At 61.8% G+C, this 12,001-nt stretch carries 12 protein-coding genes; 6 read left to right on the top strand and 6 right to left on the bottom strand.

The annotated features are described in order from the left end of the window. The first annotated feature begins 7 nt into the window (after positions 1-7). Both OP496_RS12645 and OP496_RS12640 read left to right on the top strand, forming a co-directional pair. A complete protein-coding gene (locus OP496_RS12645) occupies positions 8-208 on the top strand; it encodes a DUF2905 domain-containing protein (protein ID WP_280564005.1) in 201 nt (66 codons plus the stop codon). A gap of 153 nt (positions 209-361) precedes the next feature. Next, complete coding sequence (locus tag OP496_RS12640; RefSeq protein ID WP_280564004.1) at positions 362-2,161, top strand: sodium:proton antiporter; 1,800 nt, start codon at positions 362-364, stop codon at positions 2,159-2,161. An 89-nt stretch (positions 2,162-2,250) separates the two neighbouring features. Here OP496_RS12640 and trpC read toward each other — a convergent pair whose 3' ends face one another. From trpC to OP496_RS12625, 3 genes are read right to left on the bottom strand one after another with little or no spacing between them, the layout of a single operon-like run. Continuing rightward, positions 2,251-3,063 (bottom strand): indole-3-glycerol phosphate synthase TrpC, encoded by an 813-nt coding sequence (gene trpC, locus OP496_RS12635; RefSeq protein WP_280564003.1) that lies wholly within the window; start codon positions 3,061-3,063, stop codon positions 2,251-2,253. Continuing rightward, positions 3,063-4,094, bottom strand: a complete 1,032-nt coding sequence (gene trpD / locus OP496_RS12630; protein WP_280564002.1) for an anthranilate phosphoribosyltransferase — start codon at positions 4,092-4,094, stop codon at positions 3,063-3,065. Before trpD ends, trpC begins: the two co-directional genes overlap by 1 nt. A 13-nt stretch (positions 4,095-4,107) precedes the next feature. Then, positions 4,108-4,695, bottom strand: a complete 588-nt coding sequence (locus OP496_RS12625) for an aminodeoxychorismate/anthranilate synthase component II (RefSeq protein ID WP_280564001.1) — start codon at positions 4,693-4,695, stop codon at positions 4,108-4,110. Between the two features lie 485 nt (positions 4,696-5,180). Here OP496_RS12625 and OP496_RS12620 point away from each other — a divergent pair, with 485 nt between their 5' ends. Together OP496_RS12620 and OP496_RS12615 are read left to right on the top strand one after the other, a co-directional pair. Continuing rightward, a complete protein-coding gene (locus tag OP496_RS12620) occupies positions 5,181-5,633 on the top strand; it encodes a DUF2501 domain-containing protein (protein ID WP_280564000.1) in 453 nt (150 codons plus the stop codon). Positions 5,634-5,794: 161 nt separating this feature from the next. Beyond that, positions 5,795-5,938, top strand: coding sequence for a hypothetical protein (locus OP496_RS12615; protein ID WP_280563999.1), 144 nt, complete (start codon positions 5,795-5,797; stop codon positions 5,936-5,938). A gap of 67 nt (positions 5,939-6,005) precedes the next feature. Here OP496_RS12615 and trpE read toward each other — a convergent pair whose 3' ends face one another. Continuing rightward, the gene (gene trpE, locus OP496_RS12610; RefSeq protein ID WP_280564028.1) at positions 6,006-7,493 is read right to left on the bottom strand and encodes an anthranilate synthase component I; all 1,488 of its coding nucleotides are present in this window, start codon (positions 7,491-7,493) and stop codon (positions 6,006-6,008) included. A gap of 227 nt (positions 7,494-7,720) precedes the next feature. Further along, positions 7,721-8,392 carry a phosphoglycolate phosphatase gene (locus tag OP496_RS12605; protein ID WP_280563998.1) on the bottom strand — a complete coding sequence of 224 codons (672 nt, stop codon included), beginning with the start codon at positions 8,390-8,392 and terminating at the stop codon, positions 7,721-7,723. A gap of 264 nt (positions 8,393-8,656) precedes the next feature. Between OP496_RS12605 and OP496_RS12600 the strand changes: the two genes are divergently transcribed. Together OP496_RS12600 and OP496_RS12595 are read left to right on the top strand one after the other, a co-directional pair. Then, positions 8,657-9,955: an NAD(P)/FAD-dependent oxidoreductase gene (locus OP496_RS12600; protein WP_280563997.1), complete on the top strand. Its 1,299-nt coding sequence runs from the start codon at positions 8,657-8,659 to the stop codon at positions 9,953-9,955. Positions 9,956-10,010: 55 nt separating this feature from the next. Then, positions 10,011-11,660 (top strand): dihydroxyacetone kinase subunit DhaK, encoded by a 1,650-nt coding sequence (locus OP496_RS12595; protein WP_280563996.1) that lies wholly within the window; start codon positions 10,011-10,013, stop codon positions 11,658-11,660. A gap of 33 nt (positions 11,661-11,693) precedes the next feature. Here the strand turns inward: OP496_RS12595 and OP496_RS12590 are convergent, their stop codons facing one another. Further along, complete coding sequence (locus tag OP496_RS12590) at positions 11,694-11,993, bottom strand: GIY-YIG nuclease family protein (RefSeq protein ID WP_280563995.1); 300 nt, start codon at positions 11,991-11,993, stop codon at positions 11,694-11,696. Positions 11,994-12,001: the final 8 nt, after the last annotated feature.

Here is a 12,001-nt window from a genome sequence, read left to right as displayed (position 1 = left end):
GTCGACGATGTCCCGATCGCTTATTTTCATCGGCCTGGCCATCGTGGTCATCGGCTTGCTGTGGCCCTGGCTTTCCAAGCTGCCGCTCGGGCATCTACCCGGCGATATCGCCATCAAACGCGAGGGCTTTGCGTTCTATTTTCCGATCACCACCATGATTCTGGTCAGCGTGTTCGTATCGGCCCTGTTGTGGCTATTCAATCGCTGAACCCACGTACACCAATACGGTGCAACGAGATACGCCATAACGGGGCATCCAGTCGCGATGTCGACACATTCATCATTAACGCTTGCCGTGCATTGCAACTAGCGTGAGGCGACGCTAGGCTTCGCGCTTTCGTACACTCCAAGGAGCGCGACCATGGAGCACGCTGCCGTCGACCTGACCTTGATCGGCCTGCTCGCGCTGATCTGCCAATGGCTGGCCTGGCGTCTCAAATTGCCGGCGATCCTGCCGCTTTTGATCGTAGGCATCATCATGGGCCCCATGACCGGTCTGCTCCAGCCCGACGCGCTGCTCGGCGACCTGCTATTTCCGCTCGTCTCACTGGCAGTGGCGGTAATCCTGTTCGAAGGCAGCCTGACGCTCGACTTCGGCGACCTGCGCGGCCATGGCCACATCGTGCGCCGGCTGGTCACCTGGGGCGCACTGGTCACCGGCATCATCGGCATCGTCGCGGCCCGCTATACGCTGGGACTGTCGTGGGAAATGGCCAGCGTCCTGGGGGCCGTGCTGGTCGTGACGGGGCCGACAGTGGTGTTGCCCATGTTGCAGACGCTGCGCGCCCGCGAGCACCTTTCGCAGATCCTGCGCTGGGAAGGCATACTGATCGACCCGGTAGGGGCCATCGGCGCGGTGCTGGTGTACGAATTCGTCGCCTTGGGCGCATCCAACGGGGCCGCCACTTATACCCTTGTATTATTCGCCAAGACGGCACTGATCGGTTTCGGTCTCGGCGGCCTGGGAGGCTATCTGTGGGGCCGCGTACTGCGCCACCACTGGTTACCGCAGCGCCTGCACAGCTTCGGCACGCTGATGGCCATGCTGTCGTTGTTCACGCTTTCCAACATGCTCTTTCACGAATCGGGGCTGTTGACCGTGACGGTGATGGGCGTATGGCTGGCCAATATGCGCGGCGTGCCCACGCAGCAGATCATCGAGTTCAAGGAAACGCTCTCGTTGCTGTTGATCTCGGGGCTTTTCATCCTGCTCGCCGCACGCTTGACCGTCGATCAGTTGGCGCAGCTTTCTTGGCCCGCCTGGGCGTTCCTGCTCATCCTGGTGGGCGTGGCCCGCCCTCTGGCGGTATGGGTCTGCACTCTGGGCACTCGCCTCAATTGGCGAGAAAAAGCGCTGCTGGCATGGCTCTCGCCGCGTGGCATCGTCGCCGCCGCCGTGGCCTCGCTGTTCGCCCTCAAGCTCGAGAACCTGAACATGCCGGGCGCAGAAATGCTGGTGCCGGTGACCTTTCTGGTCATCATCAGCACCGTCGTGGTGCAAAGCCTCCTATCACGCCCCATTGCACTGGCACTGAAGGTCAGCGAGCCGCCGCCCACCGGCTTTTTGATCATCGGTGCCAATCCGGTGGCTCGCACCATCGCCAAGGCGTTGGAAGAGTCAGGTTTCACCGTACGCCTGACCGACAATAGCTGGGACGCCGTGCAGGAAGCGCGCATGGCCGGCTTGCCCGTCTACTACGGCAACCCGCTCTCCGAGCATGCCACGCAGCATCTCGAACTGACCGGTATCGGCCACCTGCTGCCACTGTCGCCCTATCGCGAACTCAACAACCTGGCGATCCTGCATTTCGAGCATGTGCTGGGGCACGGCAAGGTCTTCCGTCTCGCGGCAGGCACCAGCAAGCACGCCCATCGCCATCAAGAACAGGCGCTGGATCACCTCCCCATGGTCTTCGGCGAAGACGTGACCTATGCCCAGCTCTCGAGCGTCATCTACCGTGGCGGTGAGATCCGCAAGGCCAAGCTGAGCGCCCATTTCAGCATCGACAATTATCGCCAGGTGCACCAGAATCGCTTGTTGATCCTATTCTGCATCGGCCCCAACGGCCGCATTCGGATCGCCAACGACAGGACGCCGCTCACCCCTCGTGCCGGGGATACCCTGATCAGTCTGGTCTACCCCGACTCGCCCGAATTCTGAGTGCCCCGCAACGCATCAAAGTCGCAACGCCATCGGGCCGCACGTGGCGGCCCGATGGCAGACGTAGTAAGAAGCTGACGAATGAGCGTCTAGAAGAAAAGGCGGCGCAACGCACTCCCGAAATCCCTCTCGCGCATGAAGGCTTCGCCGACCAGGAAGGCATTCACGTCATGCTCGCGCATGTGCTCGACATCGTCGCGCGTGTGAATGCCCGACTCGGTAACGACCGTGACATGCGGCGGAATTCGCGGCAGCAGCTCGAAGGTCGTCGCAAGCGATGTCTCGAAGGTACGCAGATCCCGATTGTTGATCCCTACCAATGTCAAATCCAGCGCCAGGGCACGCTCCAGTTCATGGACATCATGGACCTCTACCAGCACGTCCATCCCCAGTTCATGGGCTTGTTGGTGCAATGCTTGCAGGCGAGCGTCGTCGAGTGCCGCGACGATCAGCAGGATGCAATCCGCGCCGATGGCCCGCGCTTCGCTGACCTGATAAGAGTCGACGATGAAGTCCTTGCGGATCGCCGGCAATGCACAGGCCTCGCGCACCGCCTGCAAGTCACGCTCGTGGCCCTGAAAGAAGTCGGCATCGGTCAATACCGATAGACAACTGGCACCGGCCTCGGCATACGCCTTGGCGACCTGGTCCGGCTGGAAGTCCTCGCGGATGACGCCCTTGGAGGGTGAAGCCTTCTTGATCTCGGCGATCACCGCCGGGTCACCCGCCGCAATGCAACGCTCGAGCGCGGCGACGAAGCCACGCGGGGCGGCTTGTTGACGTGCCCGTTCAAGAAGCTGTGCCTCGCTGACGCGCGCGCGACGCTCTCGAATCTCGTCGTCCTTGCGTGCCAGAATCCTGGCCAGAATCGTCGGCAGGCCGGTGTCGTGTTCGTGGCTCATCAGCGATCGTCCTTATGGGCCAGAATGCGCGTGAAATCCGCGAGTTCTTTCATCTTTTCCAACGGCAGCTTGGACCCTTGGGCATCCTGCGCCAGGAGCACGCCCTCTTTCAACGTGTCCGCCACCCCGGCAGCATAAAGCGCCGCCCCCGCATTCAGCGCCACGATATCCGCCGCCGGACCTTCGCCCACCAGCGCGGCCCGGACCAGCTTGAGACTATCTTCGGCGGTCACCACTTTCAGCGGCGCCAGCGACTGGCGTTCGATGCCGAAATCCTCCGGCGCGATGGTGTATTCGCGAATCTCGCCATCCTGCAACTCGGCCACGTGCGTCGGCGCGGCCAAGGAAATCTCGTCCAGACCGTCCTCGGCATTGACGACCAGCACATGGTCGCTGCCAAGCCGCTTCAAGGCTTCCGCCATGATCGTCAGTAACGCAGGATCGTAGACGCCCAATAGCTGATTCGGCGTATTGGCGGGATTGGTCAGCGGCCCGAGGATATTGAACACGGTGCGCACGCCCATCTCGCGACGCGGGCCGATGGCATGGCGCATCGCCTGGTGATGCATGGGCGCGAACATGAAACCGACCCCGACTTCCTGGATGCAGCGCGCCACCTCGTTGGAGGGCAAGTCCAGCGAAATACCTGCCACATCGAACAAGTCGGCGCTTCCGGAAGACGACGACACGCTACGATTGCCGTGCTTGGCGACACGCCCGCCCGCTGCGGCGACCACGAAGCTGGAGGCGGTCGAGACGTTGAACAGGTTGGCGCCATCGCCCCCCGTGCCGACGATATCCACCAGGTGGGTGCGGTCGATCTCCACCGGCAGCATCAATTCACGCATCACCTGCGCGGCGGCCGTGATCTCGTCGGCCGTCTCGCCCTTCATCGAAAGGCCGATCAGAAAACCGCCAATCTGGGCGTCGCTGGCCTCACCGGTCATGATCGCTTTCATCACCGTGTGGGTGTCGTCGAAACTCAGGTGGCGATGACGCATCACCGCGCCGATGGCTTCTCGCATCTGCATCTTTCGCTCCTCGTTACGCGCGGCGTTTCAGGAAGTTGGCCAGAAGCTCGTGGCCCTGACGGGTCATGATCGATTCGGGATGGAACTGCACGCCCTCGATATCCAGCGTCTTGTGGCGCATGCCCATGATCAGGCCAGGCGTGACGTCATCGGCCACGACGCGCGCCGAGATCTCGAGGCACTCCGGCAGTCCCTGCTCGGCCACCACCAGCGAGTGATAGCGCGTCACCTCGAGCGGATTGATCAAGCCATCGAACACGCCACGGCCATCGTGCTCGACCCGCGAGGTCTTGCCGTGCATGACCTGCGGTGCCCGCACCACCTCGCCGCCAAAGACTTGGCCAATGGCCTGATGTCCCAGACAGATGCCGAGAATCGGCAGCTTGCCTGCGAAATGGCGCACGGCCTCGAGCGAAATGCCCGCCTCATTGGGGGTGCACGGTCCCGGCGAGATCACCAGATGACTCGGCGCCAGGCGCTCGATCTCCTCGAGAGTGATAGCGTCGTTGCGGTAGGTGACGACCTCTGCCCCCAGCTCCGCCAGATACTGCACGACGTTGTAGGTAAAGCTGTCGTAATTATCGATCATCAGCACGGACATGGCGATAAAATCCTAATTTCTATGGAATTCATTCTTTGTGGGTCAGATCGTTACCCAGAATATTATCCAGGGCGGCTCATAAGGATATGCCAGCCGTGCAGGGAACAGTAGACACAAAAATGCCGCCCTGACGGCGGCATTTTATTCAGTCGCAAGCGTGCCGCCCCTCGCTCAGGAGCACCACCACTTCATGGGACCGAATGTCGGATCTAGTATATTCATGGTTCAATAATGCTCGCGCGCCACGGGCCATGTCAAGCGCGCGCAGCCGTCCTTGGCGTCTGGAAATGCCAGATCGAAGCCACGTCCTACCCACCACATGAACCTCTAACTGTCACGTATGCTTACCGATAGCGCGGAGATGACCGTGCGCGAATGATCTTCCAGCAGGAACATCGCTATAGACCGCTGGTCACAAGGATGCCTCCTACGTGCTACATATGTAGGAGACCGCTCTTTATCTTTACTGACATGGATACGATTGCATGGATACACGTTTTAAAAGCTTCGCTCTCGCCGGCTTTCTCGGCCTCATATCTATTGGGCAGGCACAGGCTTTTTCTCTCGACAGCATGAAAGATGAAGCAACGGACATGATGTCCGGCAGTGGCGGTGGAGGCAATGGAAGCACCAGCCTGTTAAGCACGCTATCCAGCGGTTCCTTCAATCCCGGGAGCCTTACCAATCTCACGGGCGTGATCAGCTATTGCCAAGATAACGGCTACCTCGGCAGTACCGCCGATATCGCGAAGGACCAAGTCATGGATAAGCTGGGCGTAAATTCTGAACCCACCAATGACGATGATTACCAACAAGGCCTGAGCGGCATCCTTCAAGGCGACGATCAAAAATTCAACCTGGCGTCTCTGGGCGACAAGGTCGGCGAGAAAGCCTGTGGGATGGTGAGCGACCAGGCCATGTCACTGGTGGGAGGCTAACGCCTCAAACGGCCTCCCTGTTGGAGCCACTGCGCACAAGGTGTGCCGTGCCGAGCATTGACGGCACGGCCACGACTGGCACTTGATCTCGCCACCGAAAGACGCCATGTCTATACTTAGAGACATGGCTTAGAGACATTCCTCATTCGCAGGGGGCAACGATGAAACGCATGATAGGCGCCGCCATTGCCAACTGGCTCCGGAAGCCCGAGAACCGCGAGAAGGCAAAGCGAACGGCCAAGCAAATGGCCGACAAGTATCAGGACTACCGCAAGAAGTCGTCCAACAACTCGTCTTCTCGCTGAACGTGTCCTACACGGCGCTACGTCATCACGCAGCGCTGTCTTCGTCCTTATTCAACATTCAACCACCTCAACCGAGATTGTCGAGACCACGCTCGGCCATCGACACCGCGCGGAAAAGCGCGCGGCCCTTGTTGAGGGTTTCCTGCCACTCTTGCTCAGGCACCGAGTCGGCGACGATTCCCGCGCCGGCCTGCACGTGTAGTTGACCATCCTTGATGACCGCCGTGCGAATGGCGATGGCGGTATCCATGTTGCCGTGCCAGGAAAGATAGCCGACCGCGCCGCCGTATACCCCGCGCTTGACCGGCTCCAGCTCGTCGAGAATCTGCAAGGCGCGGAATTTTGGAGCCCCGGAAAGCGTGCCCGCCGGGAAGGTGGCGCGCAGCACGTCGAGTGCCGACATACCGGGCTTCAGCTTGCCGGTCACGTGGGAGACGATATGCATGACGTGCGAGTAGCGCTCGATGGCCATGTTGTCGGTGACCTCGATCGAGCCGGTTTCGCTGATGCGTCCTACGTCGTTGCGGCCCAGGTCGATCAGCATCAAATGCTCGGCGATCTCCTTGGGATCGGCAAGCAGCTCGGCCTCCAGCGCCTTGTCTTCCGCCTCGCTTTGCCCCCGCACCCGCGTGCCGGCGATGGGACGCACCGTGACTTCGCCATCTTCCAGACGCGTGAGGATTTCCGGCGACGACCCGACCACGTGATGATCGTCGAGGTTGAAGAAGAACATGTAGGGCGACGGATTGAGACTGCGTAGCGCGCGATACAGATCCAGCGGCGCCGCGCGATACGGGATCGTCATGCGTTGCGAGGGCACGCATTGCATGACATCGCCGGCCAGCACGTATTCCTTGATCTGCTCGACCGCATCCTTGAAGCCCGCCTCGGTAAACCCTGAGGTAAAGTGCCCCTCCTCTACCGCGGGTCCACCAGTGCCGGGATTGACAGTGTTGAGCGTGGCACTGCGCCGCTTCATTTCCAGCGCCTCGAGACGCTCCAGGGCCTGCGGATAGGCGTCCGTCGCATCGGGATCGGCGTGCGTCCACAACGTCAGACGTCCGGAAAGGTTATCGAAAACCACCAGTTCATCGCAGACCATCAGCAGGATATCCGGCACCCCGATGGGATCGGGCTTTTCCACGCCGCGCAGGCGCGGTTCGATATAGCGAATGGTATCGTGGCCGAAGTAACCCACCAGGCCGCCATCGAAACGCGGCTGATCGTCGACCTGCGGCACCTTGAAGCGCGCCTGGAACTGCTCGATCCACGCCAGCGGATCATCGACTTCGGTCACACCGAGCACTTCGCCGTCGGCGATATGACGTACCATCTGGCCGCGCACTTCGATGCGTTCGCGACTCGGCAAGCCGATGATCGAATAACGCCCCCATTTCTCGCCGCCCTGCACGGACTCGAGCAGGAAGGTCCAGGGCGCATCGGCCAACTTGAGATAGGTAGAGAGCGGCGTGTCGAGATCCGCGAGCACCTCGCGGGTCACGGGGATACGGTTATAGCCGGCCTGGGCCAGCTCGGTGAAGCGTTCGGGGGTCATCATGCCCTGCATTCCTTTGGTGAGAGTCTACGTCGTGACGAATTCGCACTTCCGCATGAGGCCGACACTCGGACGCGTCGGCGAGCATCACCATCGCCAGCGTTTGACTGTGCGCATCAACGCATGAGCTCTACGAAATGAGGTAGCATCCAGATCCATGAAACGCTATCCGTTATAGCAGACGATTATCAAAGGCTTAGCGTAATAGACGCCAGCATCGGAAAACACTAGACGAGTTCCCCCAGCGATTCAACCATGACGTCCGGCTGGCTCGCGGCCACCGGCTCGCCGTGATTATACCCATATGGCACCGCCAATGTACGAAAACCCGCCCGCCGACCGGCTTCCACGTCGTGGCGTGAATCCCCCACCATCAGGCAGGCACTCGGCGCGATCTCGAGCCGGTCCGCCAGATGCAACAGCGGCGCCGGGTCGGGTTTCCTGGTCGACAATGCATCGCCGCCCAGGGTCAGCGCAAAGTAACGCTCAAGATCCAGGCATTTTAGAATAGGGGCGATGAACGCCGTTGGCTTGTTGGTGATCAGCCCCAGTGTCACACCGCGTGCGGCAAGCGCTTCGAGTGCCTCGCGAACACCGGGATAGACGTGCGTCAATCGGCATGGCGCCTGCCGATAGTACCGTAAGAAAATCTCATGCGCGGCCTCGAGCTCCATGTCTTGCGCACCGACGGCATACAGCGCTCGCTCGACGAGCCTGCGAGAGCCGTTGCCGACCCAGCCTCTCACCGCCGCTTCACCGACTTCGGGTAATCCCTGCTCGCGGAGCGCGCCGTCGACCGCTGCCGCCAGATCCGGCACGGAGTCGATCAGCGTTCCGTCGAGATCGAAGACCACGAGCCGAATGCCCTCGAGAGCGGAATGTATCTCGCTGGACGGCATGATTGTCTCCTTGAACCAGAAAGCGCCTATCATTATGCATGTAATATTACGCAAAAACCCGGCGTCGCGTATGTTCCACGGTGTTCTTGGTACGCGAACAGCGTTATTCTATATGCAGACGTCGCCGACACCAGGCGCCAGCGCCCACTCGTCACGACGCACAGCTCACCATCGTGCGTTTCGTGCCCTTGCCGTTCCGCTGCGATGCCCGACCCTGGCGACCCATGTTTCAAACCTTTTCAATGTTTTTCTCCAGGAGTCAGTATGTCCACACCCCGCATCGTGGTGGTCGGTGGCGGCGCCGGCGGTCTCGAACTGGTTACTCGCCTGGGGCGCAAGCTCGGCAAGCGCCAACGTGCCGAGATCGTGCTCGTCGACCGTAACTCCACCCATATCTGGAAACCCCTGCTACACGAAGTAGCCACGGGCGCGCTCGACTCCAGCCTCGACGAAGTCTCCTATCAAGGTCATTCCAAAGCGCACGGTTATCGCTTCCAGCGCGGCACGCTGAGCAACCTCGATCGTGACAACCGCACCATTACGCTGGCACCGATCATCGACGACGACGGCGTCGTGATCCTCCCCGCCCGCACCATCGACTACGATTATCTGGTCATGGCGCTGGGCAGTGTTTCCAACGACTTCGGCACCCCCGGCGTTGCCAAGCATAGCCACTTCATCGATAGCCCCGGGCAGGCCGAAAACTTCCGCCAGAACATGCTCAACACCTTTCTGCGTTACAGCGACCCCGAACGCCGTACCCATCCCAAGTTGAGCGTGGGACTGGTCGGCGCCGGCGCCACCGGGGTCGAGCTCGCCGCAGAGTTGATCGGTGCCTCGAAGATGCTGCACAGCTACGGCTTCACCGCCATGGACAGCGGCAAGCTGGAGATCCATCTGATCGAGGCGGCACCACGCATTCTACCGGCGCTCCCCGAACGCATCAGCCAAGCCGTGCACAAGGAACTGGAAAAGCTCGGCGTGCAGATCCACGTCGACACCCGCGTGACCTGCGCCGATGAACACGGTTTCATTACCGCCGACGAAACGCGCATCGCCACCGACCTGAACGTCTGGGCGGCAGGTATTCGCGCACCGGCGTTTCTCTCCGAACTGGGCCTTGCCACCGAGCGCAATCATCAGCTCAAGGTCAACCAGACGCTGCAGAGTCTCGACGACGAACGCATCTTCGCCTTCGGTGATTGCGCCGCCTGCCCCCAGCCAGACGACACGCGCGTACCACCGCGCGCGCAAGCGGCCCATCAGCAAGCTACCCTGCTGTATCGCAACCTACGTGCGGCCATGGATGACAAGCCTCTCAAACCCTTCGTGTTTCGCGACCGTGGCTCGTTAATCTCGCTGGCCCACTTCGAGGCCGTGGGTAGCCTGATGCGAGGCGCCTCGGCACGCAGCCTGTTCATCGAAGGGCGCCTGGCCAAGCTGTTCTACGCCTCGCTCTATCGTATGCACCAGATGGCCATCCATGGCGTGGTCAAAACCGGCATGACCGTCGTCGTCGACGGCCTCAATCGCTACCTGCGTCCACGCATGAAGTTGCACTGATCTAGCCGGGCCACCATGATCGAGACACCGCCCAGCTCGATCATGGAGCCCGCTCATGCAACATTTTTTCAATGACGCCTCACGCGTCGTCGTCGACGTCCTCTATGCCGCCGGCCACCTCGCCCCCTTGCGTATTGCCGAACCTCAAAGCGGCGTACGCATCCTGATTCGTCGCGACTGGGATCGCGATACGCTCGGCCAGCGACAAGTCGCGGTGCTCTCCGGTGGCGGCGCAGGACACGAGCCTGCACATGCCGGCTTCATCGGCGACGGCATGCTGACCGGGGTGATTTCCGGCAGCCTGTTCGCCTCGCCCAGCATGGATGCCGTGCTCGCCGCCATTCGCGAGGTCTGCGGACCGGCCGGCTGCCTGCTGGTCGTCAAGAACTATACCGGAGACCGGCTCAACTTCGGGCTGGCCGCCGAGCATGCACGTCGCGAGGGCCTCAAGGTCGCCATGGTCATCGTCGCCGACGATATTTCTCTGCCCGATACACCGCAACCGCGCGGCCTTGCCGGTACGCTGCTGATTCACAAGATCGCCGGCTATCACGCGCAGCAGCAAGACGCGCTGGAGAATATTCAAGCGCTCGCTCAACATGCATGCGAGCGCATGGCCTCAATGGGCATGGCACTCACGCCAGCCACCCTGCCAGACCAAGCGCGTCCCGATCGAAGCCCGGAACTGGGGCTCGGCATCCACAACGAACCGGGCGCCCGGCATATCGTGCCGGATAGTGCACGCGACGCCATGAGCCACGTCGTCACGCCCCTCGCGACAACCCTCGAGGAGCGCGGTCACACCGACGGCTGGATCGCCCTGCTCAACAACCTCGGGAGTTGTTCGACACAGGAGATGGGGGTGCTGGCCGCCAGCTTGATCGATGAACTCAGCCCGGCACGACTGACCCAGCTCATCGGCCCCGCGCCCTTGATGACCTCGCTGGATATGCACGGCTTCTCGGTGACGCTGATGGCCATCGACGACACCCTGCGCACGGCCTTGCAAGCGCCTACCGATGCGCCCGCCTGGCCCGGCATCCAGAACGTGTGTCAGCCGGACACCTTCACGCCCAACCTCACCGCCCGCAATGGCGCACTGCAAGACGATGCGCCCCAGGCGGAGCACGTCACGGCGGCGCTTACTCAGGTGCTTAGTGTCTTGCGCGATGCACGTGACGATCTCGACGGGCTCGATGCCCAAAGCGGCGATGGCGATGCCGGCAGTAGCCTGGTGGAGGGCGCCGATGCCATCGAGCAGGCGTTGACGGCAGGCCGGTTGAATACCGCACACCCCGAGCGACTCTTCGCAGGCCTTGGACAATGCCTGGCTACCGGCATGGGCGGCTCAAGCGGGGTACTGCTGTCGATCCTGATGACCGCCACGGCAACCGCGCTCGAACAGCGCAACCTGGTCGACAGCCTGTGGCAAGGGGTCGAGCGCATGCAGACCTATGGCGGCGCCCAGCCCGGCGATCGTACCCTGCTGGACGCCTTGATCCCCGCGCTCCAGGCACTCCAGAACGATGGCACACTCGCCGACGCGGCCCAGGCAGCGCGCCAGGGCGCCGCGCATACGGCAACGCTCTCCCGCGCCGGAGCGGGACGTGCCGCCTATGTGCCCGACAGTGCACTGGAAGGTGTCGTCGATCCTGGCGCTGAAGCCGTTGCGCGGGTCTTCGAAACGCTGGCCCGCTGCCTATAACGACGACCTATGACGACGCTCAATGACAGCGACCTATGACGACGATGCCCCATCCCCGCGTGCCGCCAGCCAGGCACGTTTGGCGGCGGGGCTGAGTTTCTTGAGCGCTGCTTCACGACGCAGCGCCTCGCCATGGCTGCCCACGTATTCCGAATGACGCAAGGTCAACGGCCCCTTGCCGCGCAAGGCACGTGCGCCGCGTTTACCATCGCGATGCTCGCGGAAACGACGCGTCACATCGGTGGTCACGCCGGTATACAGTGCCCCCGCCGCCGTTTCGACCAGATAGAGATACCAGGCCTGCGCGCGTGTGGTGTGTTCGTCATCGCTCACGAGGCAGC

This window comes from Chromohalobacter sp. 48-RD10 (assembly GCF_029889785.1).
In the GTDB taxonomy this organism is placed as follows: Bacteria; Pseudomonadota; Gammaproteobacteria; order Pseudomonadales; family Halomonadaceae; genus Chromohalobacter.
This window is presented reverse-complemented; position numbering and strand designations above follow the sequence as displayed.